The sequence below is a fragment of the Pantoea cypripedii genome, assembly GCF_002095535.1.
Lineage (GTDB): Bacteria > Pseudomonadota > Gammaproteobacteria > Enterobacterales > Enterobacteriaceae > Pantoea > Pantoea cypripedii.
In genome coordinates this window covers 543,173-563,339 of the sequence record NZ_MLJI01000002.1, presented here as the reverse complement: position 1 = coordinate 563,339, position 20,167 = coordinate 543,173, and the positions used below count along the sequence as shown (strand labels likewise).

Below are 20,167 nucleotides of genomic sequence, written 5' to 3'. Positions count from 1 at the left end.
TGTTTACAAAACCCTATTTATCTTTACACGGCAGTAATCGTGAATTCCATAAAAACTTACTAATAAGTACCTTTTGTTAGCACATTTCGTCCCTGCGGTTATCTGATCAACCCCGCAATCTGGAAATAACAACTTTGTTTGCAGGGGGTGCCAGTGATATTCTGAAAACAAGTAACTCTCTGATATGTATGAAAATGAAGAAAGTACGTAATGTCACGAAAGGTGAGAAAACACGCCAACGACTGCTGGAGGTTTCAGCTGCGCTTTTTGCTGAGCACAGTTATCACGGCACCCGTGTGAGTGACATCGTCAGTGCTGCGGGTGTCACACAGCCCAGTTTTTATAGTTATTTCAAGACGAAAGATGAGATCTATCAGCTGCTGCTGGACAAATTTGATGAGGAACTTGAGGAACTGGTCGTTTCAATGCTGATTGATGCCTCCCTGCCTAAGGAGGACGTGCAGAAGAACATCACTGCCAGCTTCAGGAAATATCTCGACTTCTTCACCCATCACCATCACCTGACAAAAATCAGTATGTTTCAACCGCCGCAAAGTGATGCGACCCGCAACAAGCTGCACAAATGGATTGTGCGCAACATGCAGCTGGAACAACAGCGTGGGTTTTTCAGCCAGGAAATCTCGGTGGATGTGCTGGCCGGCTGCTACCTCGGCATCCTGATCCAGACCCTGCTGGAAGAGCCGGACGTCAGCGAACTTGAAGCTATCAGCCACGAGCGCGGCAAGTTTCTCTATGGTGGCCTGACGTATAAAACCGCAAAGTAGCCATCTCCTCACCTGAAGGATTCAGGTAAGGCCGCCAGCCTCCAGCTGGATTTTGCTATTTCTGCATGTTATACAGAGCAAAAACCAACGTACCCGCCACACAGGTTATCCGTCAGTAATAAATAATTGATGGGCTTGTTGTGGAGCTCTGGAGAGATAATGAAAAAATTGAACATCGCCTTTATCAAAGCCAGCTGGCACAAAGAGATTGTCGGCCAGGCATTAGAAGGCTTCCGTCAGGAGTTAACCCAGCAGAATATCGATGCTGAGATCAAAGTGCTGGATGTACCCGGTGCTTTTGAGATGCCATTACTCGCGAAACGACTGGCGGTGACGGGCAAATATGACGCCATCGTCTGCGCCGCGCTGGTGGTGGATGGCGGCATTTATCGTCATGATTTTGTGGCGCAGGCCGTGGTCGATGGACTGATGAATGTGCAGTTAAGCACCGATGTCCCGGTATTTTCCGTCTCACTGACGCCGCATAATTTCCAGCCTGCGGAAGAGTTTATTCAGTTTTATGAAAAGCACTTCGTTAAAAAAGGCGCAGAAGCTGCCCGCGCGGTGCTGGCGATTGCTAATTTGTCTATTGAATAAAACGGATTCTTTGCGTTCCTGTATTCCTTCATAGTGGCGCGACAAATCGCGCCACTACCGTCCATATCCCTTTAAAATCAGGCCATTCAAGTTTTCACTCTTCATGCCGATAATATTTCCTTTAAAGAAAGAGAATGGCAATGAAAGGCTTTGCATTAAAAATCCCTCTGCTGGCAATGATGATATTCCTGCTTTCAGGATGCGGCACGCTATTAGGCAGCAAGTTTTATGATGCTGAGGTTCACCCTGAGCGTTATAACGATACCCGGGAAAAATTTACCCCTTATACGAACAAAGTTATTCTTTCAGAGAACATCGATGGCAGCTTTAATTTCATTACTAATGGTGTAGGCGTTTATCTTTTGGTTGCTGGCACAAGCCATTTCACTAAAGACAACGTACATGAAAGATTAAAACCGTTCTTCGACTTTCTGAAGTGGTCTCAATTGAAGGGTGCTGAGAGAAATGAACAAAGAACAGTTTATAACCAGATGCCGGAAATGAAGAAACGGCATATTGAGTTTCGCTACTTCCCCGATGGTGCTCCCGCGTTTGTTGATACTAACGATGGGCAAATGGCTTATGAAAAAGCGCTGTTCGATAATATCGTGAACTATTACAACACTGAACAGGTTATCAGATTAATATCGATTGCTTACACAGTGACGCATGCCAACATCGGCAAATCTGGCGATGAATAAAATCAAGGCCCGGCAAGGGGGCGACCAGCTTTAATCCAGTTATCAACCTGCCGCAAAGTCAGGCGATAACGTGCGCAATTGTGTACCTGCAGCACGCGCAGTTCATTAAGCAACAGCGTTCTGAACTGCGCTTTATCAGCAGGCTCAATTCCAGCAGATGTAATAACCTCTTCAATGTTTTGTCTTTCAACAACGATATCGCGAATGGCGCTATTTAAATCTTCCCGGTGCAGCAATCTGAACGGATCCGGCACACCCAGTGCGTCTAACGTGGTTTTATATCGATTAATTGAGCGGCGGTATAAATGCTCAAACAAGTCAACAGCCAGAGCGACATTACATTTCTCATAAATACCCATCATAGCGAAAGCGTAATCCGCCGCATCAGCATCAAGAAAAGACAAAGGCGCACTGTTATACATCATCAAAGGAATATTCGCTGCCAGTCGGCTTGTTCTTTTATTTCCGTCTTCAAACGGTTGCAGATAAGCCAGATTCACCCAAAGAAAAAAAGCCGACTCCACCGGGCTTTTAACCTGACTGGCCTTAATAATAATTTTTTCCAGCATCTCCTGAAGCAAAACGGGTGCTTGCAGGGGAATGTAAGTTGAGCCACTAATATTAACGATTTTGCTTCTTATCGTACCCAATGCTTCGGTGTCTGGCAGAAGGTCCTGCATCAGCATCGAATGTAAATTACCGATGACCGGTACAGTGAGCCCATATTCAGGAACAGCGTCCACAAGAAACTCAATGGCTTGCTTATGGTTAAGTAGCATCACTGCATCAAAATCACGGGCTTCAGTCCCATTCCTGAAAAATTCTTCTGTCGCCAGTAATGAATATGTATTTCCTTCCAGTTTTGATGAGGACCATGATAAATCGATCAGTAATTGCTCAAGGACTTTTCGGGCATAGGTACCGGAAGGATGCTGCCCTGCCATCTGCCCTTCCTGTCTCAGGGTTTCCGCCAGAGCAGCCGGAAGCAAAGAAGTTTGATTGGGAATATAATCATCAACAAATGATCTCTGGTAACCAGTAATGTCCCTCGCTGCCACAGATGTCTGAAGGTAATTAAGTAATGCATGTGCGTCTAACGGGGTATTCGGGTATGTTGCCTCTTTCTCTTGCAGGCTCACTGCCACGGTACTCATACCTGTGGTGTAGCGGGTTCCCCTGCCATTACCCACCCTTAATAAAACACCTTCACTCAGCAATGATTCGAGGTGGCGCTTCACCGTTGATTTGCCAATTTGAAGTGACTGCGCGAGTTCACCTGAACTGAGTGGGATGTTACTGCTGGCGACAATTGCCACAATCTCATCTTTCAAATCCATGAAATCCTCCATTGACGTCGTTTTCCTGACCAGGAAAATTTACGGCCCACGGCAACGCTATTTACGGCCCATATTACATGATATTTACGGCCCAGGCAGGCTTTTTACGGCCCATAACGGACTTTACGGCCCGAACATCAATAAAAAGCCTGTGAAAATGGACGCCAGCCGATCGGATTCAAAACAATCAATTGTGGAATAAATGTCTACATAGATGCGACCTAAGCCTGATTTATCACCGAATAAAAAACAATCATAGTAGTTTCCGTGTTAACAATCTGGCCCCCTCTCTCACGGAGGCTGAGGAAAAAACTATGAACCATAAACATATTCCACTTTCTTTACTCGACCTGGCACCGATTACCGAAGGAAATACACTTTCCGAGGCAATAACCAACAGCGTGCGTCTGGCTCAGGCAGCGGAGAAAGCCGGTTTCAAGCGCTTCTGGATGGCTGAGCACCACAATATGGTTGATATCGCCAGTGCCGCCACGTCAGTCATTCTTAGCCACATTGGGGCTAAGACGCAGAGTATCCGCATCGGTTCTGGCGGAATTATGCTGCCGAACCATGCCCCGCTGGTGATAGCAGAACAGTTTGGCACGCTGGAGACCCTATATCCGGGACGTGTGGATCTTGGCTTAGGCCGTGCGCCGGGTACTGACCAGCAAACCCTTCAGGCGTTGCGCCGCGAAACACGTGCGCTTGGGCTGGATTTCCCGGATATGCTCGAAGAGCTTGAATACTATCTCTCCCCTGCCCGCGCCGGACAGCGCATCACTGCGGTGCCGGGAGCAGGCCTGGCTATTCCGTTGTGGTTGCTCGGCTCCAGCACCTTCAGCGCGCAACTGGCGGCATTAAAAGGGTTGCCACTGGTGTTTGCTTCACACTTTGCCCCCGATGCCATGCTGTCGGCTATCGACACTTACCGTAAAAACTTCCAGCCATCAGAAGCGCTGACTGCTCCCTATGTCATGGTGTGTGTCAACGTGGTGGCCGCTGAAACACAGCAGGAAGCGGATTATCTCGCCACCACCGAGTTGCAGAAGTTCCTTAACCTTGGGCGCGGTGTGGAAGTCAGACTTCCCAAACCCGTTGATGACATGAATGCCCTGTGGCATCCCATGGAATCTCAGCGCGTACTGAGCCAGCTGCGCGAGTCGGTGTGGGGATCGCCAGATATGGTGCGCAAAGGGCTGCAGGATCTGGTCCGACGCACAGGCGCAGATGAAATCATGGTTAACTCCTGGATCCATGATGCAGACGCGCGCATTCGCTCCCACCAGCTGATTGCTGAAAGCTGGCTGACCCATTGACCTTCGCCAGCCACGTCGTGGTGACCTGGATAACCAGAATCAAAAAAACGCTGAACCTTATCGCTGTTCGGAACGGAAAGCAGGCCTGGCGCGGCTGCGGAACCGGATATACAGGCCAGAGACCAGGGCCACCAGCGCCGCAAAGCTGAATACCGCAGACAAAGTACCGGGGAAGTAACCCATAAAAGCTGACAGAAACTGCCCGAGAAAAATCGCCATCGAGAGGCGGGCCAGATTTCTTCCCCGCTGGTCTGGGCTACTTAGCTCAACAATCAGGTGATTGACCAGCGGCACCGAAAAACCAAAACCCAGCCCCAGCGCAATACCACCGAGGACAAAAACCGGCATCGAAGCTGCCAGTGCGAAGGTCAGATGCGCCAGCGTGTAAAAACCAAATGCAGCCGACAAGGTAGTGAAATCCCCCAGACGGCTGACAAGTTTTGGCATCAGCCAGGCACCGGCGACGGCAACCAGCGAGACAAAAGACAGAAAATATCCCGTCTGGGATTCAGTGACGCCCATGCCGTGCAAATGCAGCGGTAGCAGAACGATGGCGGTAAAGAAAACAATCATGGAGAAGAGCGCGGCGATCCACGTCAGCACCATGGCTGCCGATGGACCTGCATCGTTGTTTCTCTCTGGCACTTTAGCCACCACCGCCCTGCCCGGACGCGGCACAAAAACCAGCACCATCGCCAGCATCAGCCACGCAAACAGATACAGGCTGAAAGGCCAGCGCCAGCCCACGGCTGCCAGTAAGCCGCCGATGAACAGGAAAATCACCCCACCCAGCTCAATCGACATCCCCTGACGGGCGATCATTTGCATACGCGCCGTGCCGTTATAAAACACCGATATCAGACCGGTACCCGCAGACATGACCAGAGCTGTCGCACCACCCAGTAAAAAGCGATCAGCAAAAACCAGTCCATATCCCGACAGAAAAGCCCCGGCTCCCCCCAGCAATCCATAGAGAAACAACCCGAGACAAAGGGCCATAAACAACCCTGCTTTTTCAATAAAACGCCCCGCCAGTGGGCCAAATACCACAACGCCCAGCGAAGGAAGTGTGACCAGCCAGCTTTCAGCACCTTTAACGCCCAAAGCGTCCGAGATCCCCGTCAGGCCGGGAACAATGACGCATCCCACCATGATGGTCAGACAAGCGACGGCCAGCAGAACAAAGCCGCCAACACGGTTAATCTGTTGCATGTAACACTCTCCAGATGTCCATTATTCGGATAATCAATCCACATTGTGGATAGTATTCGTGTTATAGTCAGAGGATGTCAATGTGCAGAATGTAAACTGAAGCTGGGGAGCAACCGATGGACAGTGATTCTGATAATGCAGGATCCAAGGTTATCGCGCGGGCGGCACAGCTGCTCAGAGCCATTGAGGATGATCCTGATGGCGTCACCATTACCGCGTTAGCGCGCCGAACGGGTATGCCTCGCAGTACGGTGCACCGTCTGGTCAGCGCGCTGGAAGCAGAACAGTTGCTGATGAACGGGGCGGGAAAGGTGCGGGTGGGACCCGCGCTGGCGCGTATGGCTGCGTCTGCCCACATCGATGTTGTGTCGTTATCACGTCCGGCGATTGAGACGCTTGGCAGACGCACACGGGAAACAATCGACCTGAGCGTCTTCAGAGGATCTTACGCCCTGCTTGTCAGCCAATTTGCTTCAGACCAGGAATTACGCGTGGTTTCCTCAGTTGGCACGGCGTTCCCCTGCCACTGCACCGCGCCAGGTAAAGCGTTGCTGGCGGCTCTGCCGGATGAACAGCTTGAACTGATGTACTCAGCAAAACCTGAAGTCAGAACCGCAAACTCACTCAGTTCCAGAGCGGCCATTTTGCAGGAGATGGAGAAAATCCGGCGTCAGGGATTTGCCATTGATCTTGAAGAACATGCTATGGGAGTTTGCGCCGTCAGCGTGGCAATCCACTCTGCTTTGAATGAACGCTATGCCGTGTCCGTCGCGGTTCCCGCTCTGCGATTCGAAGCCAGTGTCGATACACTGCTGGCCTCACTCAGACAATGCAAAGCGGAAATCGAAGAGTTATTGATGAGCTGAAATCTGAGTGATGGACGCTGGAAACTGCGCCATCACTCAACCTCGCATTATTCAGCCAGCTGGCTTGCGACTGACATTTTCACGCTTTTCTGGTCTTTGGGGAAAAATACCGCGGCAATCAGGCTGATGGCCGAAACCGCAAACATATAATATCCTGGCGCAATAACGCCCCATGAGTGAGAAAGCCAGGTCACAATAAACGGCGAGAATCCGCCAAAGGTCATGGTCGCGAGGTTGTAGCTGATCGAAAGCGAGGTCACGCGGCTTTCTACCGGGAACAGCAGTGTCAACATGGTGGGCATGGTGGCAAACTGCCCCGCCAGACACACCCCCAGAATCAATTGCATGACAAACAAATTACCCGCATCCGGACTGGCGACCAGCCATTTGAACAGCGGCATCACCATCACAAAATAAGCGACAGTCGCGGCAATAAACAGGCGTTTGCGGCCAATCTTATCTCCCAGCATGCCAAGCAACGGAATCAGGATGGCCATCATCACCACCACGGCAATCTGGATATTCAGCACCGTGCCGATAGACATTCCGAGTTGCTTGCTGGCAAAGGCAGGCATGTTGATCAGCAACACGTAAAAACTGACCGTGCCACTGACCACCAGCCCGAATCCTTTCACAATATTCTTCACATCATAGGTACGGGAAGCAGGCTGTTTTGCTTCTGCTTTTTTAACGGTGGCAAACTCTTCCGATTCCGCCAGGTTGTTGCGGATCCAGATACCCACCGGACAGATAATCAGCCCGACGGCAAATGCAACGCGCCAGCCCCAGCTATCGACGCTACCTTCCGGGAGTTTGAAGATAAAACCTGAGATCAGCGAGGCGAGGATAACAGCAAAACACTGCCCGAAGAGCTGCCACGAGCCATAATAGGTTCTTTTACTTTCGTCCGACCCTTCTACCAGATAGGAGGTGGAGCTGGCGTATTCACCCCCGGTCGCAAAGCCCTGCAGCAGGCGCGCAATGATCAACAGAACAGGCGCGGCGATACCGATTTGATGATATGAAGGCGTAACGACGAAAATAAACACGGCGGCAAACATAATCCAGATAATTAACTGTAATGCCTGCTTACGGCCGTATTTATCGGCAAACATACCAATGACTATTCCACCAATCGGCCGGGTAAAGAAACCCACACCAAAGGTAGCAAGAGAGATCATCAATGAGCTGTATTCATTTTCTAATGGAAAAAACTCGCGTGCAATGACGGCGGAAAAGAAACCATAAATAAGAAAGTCATACCATTCCAGAACGTTACCAATCGTCCCGGCGATAATCTTTTTACGATTAGCCATGTTAATCCCCTGCTTAATAATATGAATGAATGATCCCACTCACGCGACAAACTGAATGGTGGGCGGCAATGTGCTTGATTTTCCCTGCCATGCGCGCTCATACGCGTAAGCAAGGCGGAGAACATCCATATCGCACTGAGGTTTTCCAATAATTTGTATGCCTGTGGGCAATCCTGCTTCATTAAATCCGGCAGGGACGCTGGCAACCGGACAGCCGGATAAACTGCCGTAGATCGTGACTTCCATCCAGCGGTGGTAAGTATCCATCGTTTTTCCGGCGATCTGCGTCGGCCAGTGGATGGTTTTATCGAACGGGAATACCTGGGCTGCCGGTAACACGAGATAATCAAACTCGGCAAAAAGCGACAGCATGGCGCGATAAAAGTCCGTTCGCACCGAGGCCGCTTGCATTAATTGCCCGGCACTCAGTGACAGACCGTTTTCAATTTCCCAGATGGCTTCCGGTTTCAGTAATTTCCTCTTTTCACTGTCGGAATAGAGGGGCAATAAAGCATGCGCAACCGATGCCTGTCTTAACTGACACCAGGCCTGCCAGACTTGCGTTAAATCACTATCCAGCGAGGCATTGGTAACATGGCAACCGATGGCCGACAGCGTGCTGAGCGCATTGCCACACAATGGCAAGACCCCCTCTTCAATCGACAAATGGCCATCCAGGTCACCCAGCCAGCCGACCTTCAACCCATGACAATCTGATTCCAGCGTGGCGGTGAATTCGGCACCATCACCCTCCAGGGAAAGCGGTGCGCGGTCGTCCCGCCCCGCCAGCGTGGCCAGCAGCAGAGCAACATCCTGCACGCAGCGCCCCATCGGCCCTTCCGTCGCCATTTGGTTGAAATAAAGTTCGCTGGTTTCGCTGAGTGGCACACGTCCCTGGGAGGGGCGAAAGCCATAGATATTATTGAATGCAGCCGGATTACGTAACGATCCCATCATATCGCTGCCATCGGCAACGGGTAGCATATACATGGCGAGCGCAGAGGCGGTTCCGCCACTACTCCCTCCCGCCGTCAGTTGGTGGTTCCAGGCATTCGCCGTCGCACCAAATACGCTGTTGTAAGTCTGCGATCCCAGTCCGAATTCAGGCGTGTTGGTTTTGCCAATCACAATCGCCCCCTGAGATTTAATGCGTTCAACAATCAGCGAGTCTTTTGACGGGATGTTATCGGCAAAGGCGGCACACCCCAGAGTAGTCGTGACCCCTTTGGTGAACGCGAGATCTTTAACCGCAAAGGGGAAACCATGCAGCCAGCCCTGATAATCACCGCGCTGCAATGCCAGATCCTTTTCATCCGCTTCGGCTAAAAGTGCTTCTCTGCTGCGCAGGCTGATAATGGCATTGACGAGGGGATTGGTCCTGTCGATATGGTCGAGATAAATTTCCATCACCCTGCGGCAGGTGATCGCCTTGTTTTTAATCATTGCCGAAAGCTCAAAGGCATTGAGCAACAAAATATTCACTTCATCGCGCATCGTATCCCCTGTCTTTATTAACGTGAATTGCCAGTTCGTTAACAGAGAATAATCACAATAATGTTGCACTTTCAACATTTAACTGTGTGGATTTTTCGGCTTTATCAATGCCCACGAATGGGGCACCAATCAGGTGCGAAATATCTTAAATTTTTATCAATAGATTCATCACATTAAATCGAAATCACTTTCTGTCTTTTCTGCGATAAGTGGTTAAGGCCTTTAATGATGCTCCCTTTAAGTGCGCTGCAATGACGATGAGACGCGACAACACAATAAAACATTACAAAACAACATCTTATTCAAGAATAACCCCTGAATATCAATACCTCATCACTCGTCAGAGATTCGTTGTTTGAGAAAAACGCAGCCGACATCAAACAGAACTTGATAAAAAAATAAATCCAACATAAAAATGTTGCACTTGCATCAAAAAGGAAAGTGAGATGGTTTATAACAACGCATATCTTGAACGCCTGGAGGCGGGTCTCAGGCCGTTGCTCCCGCAGTGGGGGATAGATAAGGCAGCAGAATTGGCGCTGTTGACGTTCTCTGAAAACGCCACATTTCTGGTGAAAGATACGGCCACCGCACAGCGCCTGATCCTGCGCGTGCATCGCCCCGGCTGCAGTACACCGCAGGAGATCAACTCCGAACTGGCCTGGCTCCATGCCGTGAAAGCACAAGGCGATATCAACGTTGCAGCCTCCATCGCCATGCTCAACGGTGAACACATTGCCGAATTGAAAGAGGGAGACACTTCAACCTGGGTAGTCGCTTTTGAGTTTATCCCTGGCAGTGAACCGAACAGCGAGGTGAATTTACATCACTGGTATCGGCGTCTGGGCCAGACAGCAGGCCATCTGCACCAGCATAGCCAGCAATGGCAACGACCGGAGAGTTTTACGCGCAGAACCTGGCGCCTGGAAACCATCATCGGAGAGCAGGGATTCTGGGGCGACTGGCGTGCACTGCATCCGTTTACGCCCGGTGAACGGGCTTTGCTGACGCAGGTTGAAGACGACATAAAACACAAGCTCGGGAATTATGGCCACGCGCCTGACCGTTTCGGGCTGGTTCACTGTGATATGCGGCTGGCAAACCTGCTGGTTGCCGGAGACAAGCTGACCGTTATCGATTTTGATGATTGTGGCATCTGCTGGTACGGCTGGGATTTCGCCACGGCGGTAAGTTTTATCGAAGACGACGTTCGTCTGAGCGAATATTGCCAGGCCTGGGTGTCAGGCTATCGAACGGTGCGCCAATTCTCATCCTGTGACGAGGAGATACTGCCGGTTCTGGTGATGCTGCGCCGTCTGCAGCTGACAGCGTGGATGAGCAGCCATGCGGAAACCCCGACAGCGCAACAACTGAGACCGGGCTGGGTGGAGAATACGCTCGCGCTGGGGAAAAAATATCTGGCTAACCAGCTGATTAACCGGGAGACCTTGCAGGATGTCTGATGTGACCATTAAAAAACCCATTCTGGGTCTCAACCGTTTCGAGCTGGATGGCAGTGAGCAGATTGATGAACAACTGCTGACCCAAATCGCCAGACGGCAGAATACACAGGGGGCCAGCTCAGTGCTGTTTTATCAGCAACCGATTGAGATGGTGAGCGCGCAGGGAACCTGGATGACCGATGCGCAAGGCAACCGTTATCTCGATATGTACAACAATGTGCCCAGTGTCGGCCACTGCCATCCGAGGGTAGTTGCAGCGATGGCAAAACAGGCCGGTGCGTTGAATACCAATACACGTTACCTGTTTTCGGTACTGGAGAATTATTCAGAAGCGCTGCTGGCGACATTCCCCTCTCATCTCTCCAATATTGTTTTACCTGCACCGGGAGCGAAAGCAATGACATCGCCCTGCGCATGGCACGCATGGTGAGTGGCAAACAAGGGATTATCGTCACTGAGAATGCCTATCACGGAAACACCTCGGCGGTGATGGAGGTCTCACCATCCGGGCATCACTCCCAGCAGCTGCCTGCTTATGTGCGGACGGTCCCGGCACCTGACGCCCGCACCCTGTTGCCGGGCCAGACGCTCGCGGATAAATTTGCTGCTGACGTGCGCCTGGCGGCGGCATCGCTCGATGAGGCCGGTTTTGGCTGCGCCGCTCTGCTGGTGGATACCATTTTTTCCAGCGATGGTGTGTTTGCCGATAACACCGGCTTTCTGGCTGGTGCGGTCAACGTTATTCAACAGCAGGGTGGACTGTTTATCGCTGATGAAGTCCAGCCCGGATTCGGCCGTACCGGTTCTCATTACTGGTGTTTCCAGCGGCATGGTATTCAGCCTGATATCGTTACCCTCGGTAAACCGATGGGGAACGGCTATCCCATGTCAGCGGTCATCACTCGTCCGGAAATCCTGGCAAGGTTTAGCCAGCAAACCGAGTACTTCAACACCTTCGGTGGCAATCCGGTTGCGGCGGCGGTAGGCCTGAGTGTCCTGCAGGTCATTGAAGAAGAATCGTTGCTGAATAACGCCAGGGTCAATGGTGATTATCTGCGTCAGGGACTGCGTGCCATTGCGGCAGAGTTTGCGACGGTGTCACACATTCGCGGTGCCGGTTTATTTAATGCCGTTGAATTCACCCATCCGCAAAACGGACAACCCGACACCCAACTGACCCGCAGTGTGATTAACGCGCTCAGGTATGAAGGGGTGCTGATTGGGGCAGCGGGAGCCTATGGCAACAGCCTGAAAATTCGTTCACCGTTATGCTTCGGTGCCAATGATGCCGACTTTTTCTTAGACAAACTGATGAAGGTTTTGTGCCGATTGGGCAACGCCTGATGTTGTGCCTGGTCACAGGATATCGGATATACTCGATTGCCCTGTCGCCAGGCCATTTCAGCACATCTTTTTAAATGGGTTAATCAGCCAGTTATGTCGAAAAGAAAAGAGTTACGTCAGCAAAAAATTCTGGAAGAACTGGAAGCACTGCCAACCTTACGCATTGCTGATATGGCGCGTTCACATGCGGTTTCAACCGAAACTATCAGGCGCGATCTGGATGAACTGACGGAAAAAGGTTTGCTGAATCGCACCTATGGCGGTGCGGTGAGAGCCATGAATTCGGAACCGACGGTAACCGATCGCCATAAACTGTTTACCGAACAGCGTGAACATATCGCGCGGGAAACGGTGAAGTTTATCCGGGATGGCAAGCTGCTGATGATCGGCTCAGGCGCGACCACGGTCCATATCGCCCGACGCATCGCCACTGAAATGCACGATATTACGGTGATCACCCATTCATTTGGCGTCGCAACGGTACTCTCAATCAACCCCACCATCAGGGTGATTGTGGCGCCGGGGGAGTACCTGGCATCGGAAGGTGCAATGACCGGGGCACAAACCTTACTTTTCCTGCGTCAATTTACTGCGGATTACGCCATTATCGGTGCCAGCGGACTCTCCACCGCCGGGCCGAGCGAAGCTATGATCGATTGCGGCACGGTGTTCAATGCGATGATCCTGCAATCCAATAAAACCGTCGTTGTCGCTGACCATTCTAAATTCGAACTGGCATTTCCCTATAATTACGTTGCCTGGCAGCGAGTCGATGCGTTGTTTACCGATGCCTTACCCCCTGAGCACTTTTCCCATGCCTTAACGAAGGAAAAAGTGGAGGTGTTTATCTGCAATGCGGCAAATCACGGTTAAAACACATTTCTCAGCAGGATGCGTGTGAATCAATCCTCTGTTTCATCAGAAATGAAAGTCATCAATATATTGAAAGGATTAGGGAGGTTCTATGGTATCCAGGAAGGAAAAAGATGGGGCCTTCATTAATGAGCAACTCACTAAGCTACAAGCACAAGGGCGCATCGCCTATGACATCCGCGTAGCAAACACCTTACAGTGCCGCTGGCAATGGGGACAATTTCCATCTGGTGTCTTTTTTTCTGCACCGACAGACCCAGAAAAAATGGGGCGTTACAATGACCCTACAGGTCAGACAGGAATATGCTACGCCGCAGATTACGCCGCTGCTGCAATAGCTGAATCGCTGGGTCGAGTCTATCAGCGCGATCCTGAGGCATTTACTTTGGGGTTTAGCGATTTAAAAAAAGCGCACATCTATACTCTTGAGACTACACACGAACTGAAGGTCATTAATATGGTTAAAGTGCAGGGATTGTTGCACTTAACTGCAGACCAAACGATGGGTAATGACTACGGTATTACCCAGACCATCACGGCCTGGGCGGCCAACACTCCCGGACTACCTTATGACGGGATTTCCTACCTTTCGAGACATTTCGGTGTGGGAATGTGCACTGCCTATTGGATTCGCCAAGGGGAAACGCCTCCCCTGGCGGACGTGGCGAACAGATCCGTTGATCAGTATGTCGATACTGCCAGAGAAAATTTTCCTCAGAACTGGCAAGAAAAGGACATCTCTGGTTTTGAAATTGTTACGGAAACACTGCAATTTAAAGTGAGTGCGGACAACTTATGATAAAGGCTCAGGATAAACCGAACCTTTATCAATGCGCACTTTGGTGACCGAAGAGTTTTGCCTGCCGTCGTATCTCATTCATATGCTCTCCGGAGTTGCCGTATTTTTTCAGCGCATCGATTACGTTAAGCCCATCTTCTTTTTCGAAAAAATACATTGCCGTCAGAAAAGAGGTTTTCGTAATTGCGCTTATATCTCCGAGCAACACTAAAACGTCTTCGACACCCACGACCACCTGATTACCGTCAAACTGAAACAGTGGGAATTTATATTCACCGCCTGATTTCACCGCGAGTAACTTGTTGGCCTTAAGTCGGTTATTAATCGTCTGCCTTTTAACACCAAGGATTTCTGCAGCTTTACTGGCACGGCAGGCTCCGCCAAGCGCATTAAGCCTTTCAGCAAACTTTACCGAACTGTCATTCAGATGCGCTATTCTGCGTTTCTCGCGTGGTGACATTTCAGACGCACGATCGAGCTGAGTTTCTAAAATCAACTTTGCCAGTTCGTTGTCAGTCATGTTAAGTGCACTGGTCAGGCTTTTCTTCTCTGTCAGTTTCTCAATCAATTCTACAGACAAATTAGCGATGCGTTGGAACACTGCTGCCTGTTCCGCAGACAGTGGCTTCTGAAGCTCTTTTTGGATTGTCACGTTCATATGCACCTCTCTTTGACACTTAATTTATTTCCATTTTGGTAAAGTGTCAAATTATGGAACAAAAAACGCACAACACAGGGAGCGATGTAGAGATTGAATAGCATTTCAGGTAGAGGCTAACGACGCAGATTAACTGCTAAGATATTGTATTTCGGGCGGGAAGTTTCTCTTACAAGAAGCCCGCCCGATAAATTGGGCCTAATCTTCACCCACCATCTTTTTCATAACAGCTCTGACCGCTGCATCAATTTCTGCCTGGACCTCAGCGGAGATACGGGAGAACTCGTAGGTCACCAGGCGTTTTTCGGCATCGATCTTTTTACGGGCAAATTGTTTTTTGTCCTTAAAGACGACCAGATTTTCTGCGACAGGTTTTTTGCCTGGTTTTGGTGTTTTCAGGCGGCTGCTTTCCGCCCGGAAGAACCCAATGATTTTGGCTTTTGTGACAGGGTCATCAATATCAATATCGTCATGCTTTTCGATGCGCTCACGCACACCCGCAACAATATCGCTGATATCAATTTTTTTGGCTTTCGCTTTATCAGCGACGTCGAGCAGGAACTGATAATCTACGATGGCAAGGTCACTGAGCGAAGGGAAAACGCTGATCATCTCATCAGGCACTGACGCCGCCTGAAGTGCACGTGTGATTTTCGCAGGAGATAAGGCTTCCGCCTTCGCAATCTCCGTCTGGCTCATATCACTGGGATACATCAGTTCCAGACGCTTACCCAGCTCACGCAAGGTATGTTCTTTCGCGGTCTGGATATCAACGGCCAGCTGACGGGCATCGGCGAGATCCAGCTCATCTTTGGTCACCAGCACTTCAAAGGGTGTGCCGTTATAGATACAGGCCGCACGACGACGCGAACCATCGAGAATTTCAATGCGGTCATCCACTTCCCTGCCAATTGCAGGGAAGAATTGTTGCAGCGTTATCGTTCGGGAGATATCAGCCACGGATTCCTCAGTCAGCAGTGACTGATCGCGTCCGTTAACGGAGGAGTCGATATAGGTCTGCGTCTCAATATCATCGTGCAGCACCTTTGTGAGTACAAACCGGGCTTCTTTTCCAGACTTGAGTACGAATACACGAGCGCCTTCGTTTTCACTCAGCATCTTAGAGAAGTTTGAGTTCCCTAATGTACGCCCCATTTTCTTCATGACTTTGGTCATTTAATTCCCCTCACAAATTCGATCCTTTTAAACACCGCCTGGGTGAATCTCTCCGCTTCTCGCTTGGCATTCTTCAGTGCTTCAGCGCTACCCGGATAAGATTGTGGGTCAGCACTTACTATCGTGTCAAAGGTCTCGCCACAACGTTCGAAACCATCAAGACGCGGCAATGCGGCATCAAGGATGTAGGAAGTAAATACATCCCGCGCCAGGCCATGGGTCATTTCGTGATCACGTTTGGTGGTCATTTTAGACATGAAACCAATGTTGCCCTTAATGCGCGGGTTGATCCCCTCCTCTTCCAGCTGTTCGAGCATTTCCGGAAGACGCGTCAGATATTTGAGAGTGGAGTGGAAATCCACCTGCGCTGGCGGTGTTGGCGTTAGAAGCAGGTCACTCGCGGCGATAGCGTTAAGCATGAAAGCATCTAAATGCGGCCCGGTATCAACGAAGATGAAGTCGTAATCATTACCCACACGGTCAATGATATTGCGGCGCAAAACCTCTGAAGGCAGGACACCAGGCAGATGTTCGCGTACTAAGTCATTCCACTGGCTGGCGACAAAGCCATCGTCGATGGAGGCGGGAATGATATCCACACCAGGAATGATGGTCGGCTGGATGATGTCACGGTGCAGCTGATCCGCATCCAGATCGTTCAGCATGGCCTGAGCAGCCGTTTCCATGATGGAACCGATACTGTTGGTATGGTTCAGGAACATGGTGCTGGAAGCCTGCGGGTCAAGATCGATGACAAGGTTACGCAGATCATACTGCAGCAGATCCGGGTGTACGCGCAGCCCGTGGGCCAGAGTTACCGTACTGACGGTCTTCGACACCCCCCCCTTCAGGTTCACCACGAAAATCACAAAAGGACCTTTCCCTTCATGAATATCACGATATTTAGGCACCTTGCGATGCGCATAGATATCAACAACATCCTGGACAGTCAGCGCGTAATGTTTCGCGTTACCGGCATCCTTTTTGCCAAACTCATGACCAGCCGCTTCCATCTCATCGATCGCCTGCTCTACAGCGCGACGGCTGAGCTTAGGCATGTTGGCGACGGAATTTCGGGTAAAGGTCTGATAGTAACGATCGAGGCCGAACTCATGACGTTTATCAACTATGTCGTCACTCATACTGCGCAGCATTGCATTCGCTCTGCGGGCAGTCTCGTCCACGCCACCGTAGTTACTTTTCATACCCTTACTCCATTGGCAAAATTTTCCCTAAGTGTACATGGCATTTTGCTACGTGCAAGATTTTTCGTTTTTCAGAGAAAAGTTGTACGAGCGCAAGCAACCTGCACACATCCTGGACAAATATCTTGAGGCAAATAGAGCGGGCTGCTCAAAGAACAGTAAGGGTTTAATGATCCAGCTGTGATCACGGCACAGGATTGGTGAATTTTGAGGCAAAGGTTACCTGCCGTATGCGAGGTCTGTTCCGAATGCACGTCGTGTTTTTCTGATAATGCTTGCCATTCCTTTTTGTAACTCTATTATATTCATAGAGATATTTAAAATGTGAGCACTTACAAACATTATAATCTCGTTGAAAGAGTTATCAGTCATATGCTGGTATCGTGACGTGACAGGATCACAAAAAGGATCCTGCCACTCTTTTGGCTCAGCAAGACGAAATAATGGGTAAAAGGTTTGCCGTCGTATGCTCGCATTCGCCTCTCAGTGCACTTCTGCAGAAAACCTGCTTCTATCCCTCCCTAAAAGCCTGAACAGTTGCCTGCGAAACGCCCTCCCCCGAAAAAGTTATCGGTCGTATGCACGACTATCTTTCTCTTGTTTATCAGAGGAGTAGTTAACTTCTAACTTTTTAGGTTTCCAGTCATATGCTAAAAGTTATCTATCATATGCAAACAATGTCAGTAAACACGCATGCTGGAAATTTACTCAATGGATCAAATTACGAGCAAGTTAGGTTATCGGTCGTATGCATAAAGTTATCCGTCATATGCTGTGTCACGCTGAGGATCCTTTGATTGCTGGCAGAATGAGCACTCTCTGCAAGAGAAGGTTGCTACTCAGATGCAAAGGTTGTCGGTCGTATGCAATGGTTTCCGGTCATATGCCAGATACCCGATATAACCCGGGCGAGGTAATCTGCTGTTTTAAGGGATAAAGATCAGGAAAGGTTTGCAGTCGTATGCCCTGAAGTTATCTGTCATATGCTCACAGGATAAGGCGGGTATTCGATTGAGTCGTGTGACTCTCTGACACTCATCAAAAGCGAAATTGTTTTATATCATAGGGTTAATTTAAATAAATGAGTTTCCATTCACCCGAAACTAGCCAAAGGTTATCAGCCATATGCCGGTATGCTGTTGAAGACTATCCCAATCTTAGAAAGTTATCAGTCGTATGCTTTAAGATGCTTAGCGATGTGAAAGGTTATCGGTCGTATGCTGGAAGGAGCGGCACACAAAGAATAAATTCAGGCTGACGAACCTGAATACAGGGGGGGTTTAGATGTTTGGCAGGAAACTGCTTATTCATAACTTACTGAATAAGCAGAGTAAAATAGAAAGGTTTCCTGTCGTATGCAGGTTGGGTTACCACTGATGTGAAGTACGCCTTAGTTCGAATCGAGGCTGATGAGGATCTTCGCTATCTCTTCCTCTGTGAAGCCGGAATCCTTTAACTTACTGATCTTTGAAATCATCGCTTCATCGACAATCTGTGGCTCATCGTGAGTCGATCTATCGATCTTCAATGACTTATCCGGGATCAGGTTTGGATTGCGCTTCGTGATGTTGAAATAAACCGACCTGCCCCGCTTAGTTTCTGTGTATTCGAGGTAGTTAATTTCCTTTAGCTCTTCCAGTGCCTTACGGACGATATGGTTCTGGTAAGCAATACGCGATTTCAGCCTCAAACGCTCTCTGAGGCGTTTCATAGAGACCGGAGCAGGATTCCTGGGAAGGCTTTCAATAAACGTGTAGAGAGCCTGTGCGGACTCTTTACGGGGCAAATGGTCGATAGCTTTGAGTCGCAGGTAGACCTTGTAATCCATCTGATAGAGGTCAGCCAGGCGATGATCGCCCTCGATCTCTACTTCGTTCTTCGCCATGTTGTAATGGGCGCTGTTCACCAGGCCGGTGGTAAGCGAGCCGGTATCATTACGGAACTGGATGGTCACACCGCGCAGGCGCATCAGGGAGTCATCAATGCGCTTCTTCATGTCTTTGTTCGAACGCTTCGAGTCAAAGCCACAGTTCTGCAGGAATTTAGTGAATGGCAGCTTCAGCTTGCCTGCAAACGTGCCGTTGTCGTAGATCGAACGGATGATGCCCAGCCAGACCCTGAAATCCGTTGCCATATCGAGTCGCTCAGAGCGAATAGAGATATCTTTGTACCCTTCCCTCTTCACCACTTCTAAATGATAAAGATCTTCGGTCGCATCAACAGTAGACTTAACGGTGTTGACGGAGCCTTTTGCTTTTGCATGATCGGTATTGGGAACAAACAATCCCAGTCGCATCAGGGCAACCGGCTGCACTGTTGCAGTTGACGAGGGGTTTAAGTGGACAACTTCACCCGTTTTTTTATTTACCTCGTCGGTCATACTGTCTAAGTCATTGACTTTCTTAGCCATAAACAAGATCCGCTTATCAACAGTTAAATTTGCCGCTGCATATAACCGATAACCTTACCAGCATATGAGTGGAAATCAAAGAGCACACGACAGATAACCCTTTGCATATAAACAGAAACTTTCTGCATCTGACTGGAAACCTTTTGCATATAACTGATAACCTTAAACTAACCTGGAGCCAGTCATATCAAGGCCTGCAGCGATCCGGGATCGTTTTGGCTTTTATAGGATCGATATAAGATCGTATTAAGATCAAATTATTGGATCCAGCCTGTTAATAATGTGGATAAGTTTCTGAGTGCGATACAGCAACGAAGCGGAAGCGTGCATAGTACATATCGGCTATCCAGAGGAGAAAATGAGTCGTTCACTTTTCTGACTTAGGGAAAGCAGAAAAATCACGAATCAAGTTTTCACTCCATAATCCGGTTCATTTTGATATAGGTGTACCTACACAAAACCCTGCATCCTTGAGATGATAAAACCAGATAATAGCGGATTTCCCATTAGCAATTATTTTATAACATACTGATTATTATGAATTTATATGAATAATTTCAGATTGAAATACCCATCATATTTCCATGAATTTAAGTGCAAACAACCCAAAATAGA

Annotated in this window: 16 protein-coding genes and 1 pseudogene; 9 read left to right on the top strand and 8 right to left on the bottom strand. The window is 49.4% G+C overall.

Features of this window, described 5'->3' with window-relative positions:
• Window positions 1-194: 194 nt before the first annotated feature.
• The 3 genes from HA50_RS23835 to HA50_RS23825 all read left to right on the top strand — a co-directional run bounded on the left by HA50_RS23835 (window position 195) and on the right by HA50_RS23825 (window position 2,083).
• Window positions 195-785: a TetR/AcrR family transcriptional regulator gene (locus tag HA50_RS23835; RefSeq protein ID WP_158087435.1), complete on the top strand. Its 591-nt coding sequence runs from the start codon at window positions 195-197 to the stop codon at window positions 783-785.
• A gap of 159 nt (window positions 786-944) precedes the next feature.
• Window positions 945-1,382 carry a 6,7-dimethyl-8-ribityllumazine synthase gene (locus tag HA50_RS23830; protein WP_084879286.1) on the top strand — a complete coding sequence of 146 codons (438 nt, stop codon included), beginning with the start codon at window positions 945-947 and terminating at the stop codon, window positions 1,380-1,382.
• Between the two features lie 140 nt (window positions 1,383-1,522).
• Window positions 1,523-2,083 (top strand): hypothetical protein, encoded by a 561-nt coding sequence (locus HA50_RS23825; RefSeq protein WP_139811018.1) that lies wholly within the window; start codon window positions 1,523-1,525, stop codon window positions 2,081-2,083.
• Window positions 2,084-2,085: 2 nt separating this feature from the next.
• Here HA50_RS23825 and HA50_RS23820 read toward each other — a convergent pair whose 3' ends face one another.
• Window positions 2,086-3,420: a Fic family protein gene (locus tag HA50_RS23820; RefSeq protein ID WP_084880191.1), complete on the bottom strand. Its 1,335-nt coding sequence runs from the start codon at window positions 3,418-3,420 to the stop codon at window positions 2,086-2,088.
• A gap of 314 nt (window positions 3,421-3,734) precedes the next feature.
• Between HA50_RS23820 and HA50_RS23815 the strand changes: the two genes are divergently transcribed.
• The gene (locus tag HA50_RS23815) at window positions 3,735-4,736 is read left to right on the top strand and encodes an LLM class flavin-dependent oxidoreductase (protein WP_208617338.1); all 1,002 of its coding nucleotides are present in this window, start codon (window positions 3,735-3,737) and stop codon (window positions 4,734-4,736) included.
• Between the two features lie 57 nt (window positions 4,737-4,793).
• Here HA50_RS23815 and HA50_RS23810 read toward each other — a convergent pair whose 3' ends face one another.
• Window positions 4,794-5,948: an MFS transporter gene (locus HA50_RS23810; protein ID WP_084879284.1), complete on the bottom strand. Its 1,155-nt coding sequence runs from the start codon at window positions 5,946-5,948 to the stop codon at window positions 4,794-4,796.
• Window positions 5,949-6,064: 116 nt separating this feature from the next.
• Here HA50_RS23810 and HA50_RS23805 point away from each other — a divergent pair, with 116 nt between their 5' ends.
• Window positions 6,065-6,814, top strand: a complete 750-nt coding sequence (locus tag HA50_RS23805) for an IclR family transcriptional regulator (RefSeq protein WP_084879283.1) — start codon at window positions 6,065-6,067, stop codon at window positions 6,812-6,814.
• 47 nt (window positions 6,815-6,861) lie between these two features.
• Here the strand turns inward: HA50_RS23805 and HA50_RS23800 are convergent, their stop codons facing one another.
• Complete coding sequence (locus HA50_RS23800; protein WP_084879282.1) at window positions 6,862-8,130, bottom strand: MFS transporter; 1,269 nt, start codon at window positions 8,128-8,130, stop codon at window positions 6,862-6,864.
• 39 nt (window positions 8,131-8,169) lie between these two features.
• Window positions 8,170-9,624, bottom strand: coding sequence for an amidase (locus tag HA50_RS23795; RefSeq protein WP_084879281.1), 1,455 nt, complete (start codon window positions 9,622-9,624; stop codon window positions 8,170-8,172).
• Between the two features lie 446 nt (window positions 9,625-10,070).
• Between HA50_RS23795 and HA50_RS23790 the strand changes: the two genes are divergently transcribed.
• The 4 genes and pseudogenes from HA50_RS23790 to HA50_RS23775 all read left to right on the top strand — a co-directional run bounded on the left by HA50_RS23790 (window position 10,071) and on the right by HA50_RS23775 (window position 14,103).
• Entirely contained in the window at window positions 10,071-11,087 is a 1,017-nt protein-coding gene (locus HA50_RS23790) for a phosphotransferase enzyme family protein (RefSeq protein WP_084879280.1), read from the top strand.
• Window positions 11,080-12,431 (top strand): annotated as a pseudogene (locus HA50_RS23785) (aspartate aminotransferase family protein). Before HA50_RS23790 ends, HA50_RS23785 begins: the two are co-directional and overlap by 8 nt.
• Before the next feature lie 93 nt (window positions 12,432-12,524).
• Window positions 12,525-13,304 (top strand): DeoR/GlpR family DNA-binding transcription regulator, encoded by a 780-nt coding sequence (locus tag HA50_RS23780; RefSeq protein ID WP_084879279.1) that lies wholly within the window; start codon window positions 12,525-12,527, stop codon window positions 13,302-13,304.
• Between the two features lie 91 nt (window positions 13,305-13,395).
• Entirely contained in the window at window positions 13,396-14,103 is a 708-nt protein-coding gene (locus HA50_RS23775; protein WP_084879278.1) for an RES domain-containing protein, read from the top strand.
• A 28-nt stretch (window positions 14,104-14,131) separates the two neighbouring features.
• Here HA50_RS23775 and HA50_RS23770 read toward each other — a convergent pair whose 3' ends face one another.
• The 4 genes from HA50_RS23770 to HA50_RS23755 form a co-directional block, all read right to left on the bottom strand.
• Window positions 14,132-14,761 carry a helix-turn-helix domain-containing protein gene (locus HA50_RS23770; RefSeq protein WP_084879277.1) on the bottom strand — a complete coding sequence of 210 codons (630 nt, stop codon included), beginning with the start codon at window positions 14,759-14,761 and terminating at the stop codon, window positions 14,132-14,134.
• Between the two features lie 198 nt (window positions 14,762-14,959).
• Window positions 14,960-15,937, bottom strand: coding sequence for a ParB/RepB/Spo0J family partition protein (locus tag HA50_RS23765; RefSeq protein ID WP_084879276.1), 978 nt, complete (start codon window positions 15,935-15,937; stop codon window positions 14,960-14,962).
• Window positions 15,934-17,142, bottom strand: coding sequence for an AAA family ATPase (locus HA50_RS23760; RefSeq protein WP_084879275.1), 1,209 nt, complete (start codon window positions 17,140-17,142; stop codon window positions 15,934-15,936). Before HA50_RS23760 ends, HA50_RS23765 begins: the two co-directional genes overlap by 4 nt.
• A 1,390-nt stretch (window positions 17,143-18,532) precedes the next feature.
• Window positions 18,533-19,552: a RepB family plasmid replication initiator protein gene (locus tag HA50_RS23755; protein ID WP_084879274.1), complete on the bottom strand. Its 1,020-nt coding sequence runs from the start codon at window positions 19,550-19,552 to the stop codon at window positions 18,533-18,535.
• Window positions 19,553-20,167 lie beyond the last annotated feature (615 nt).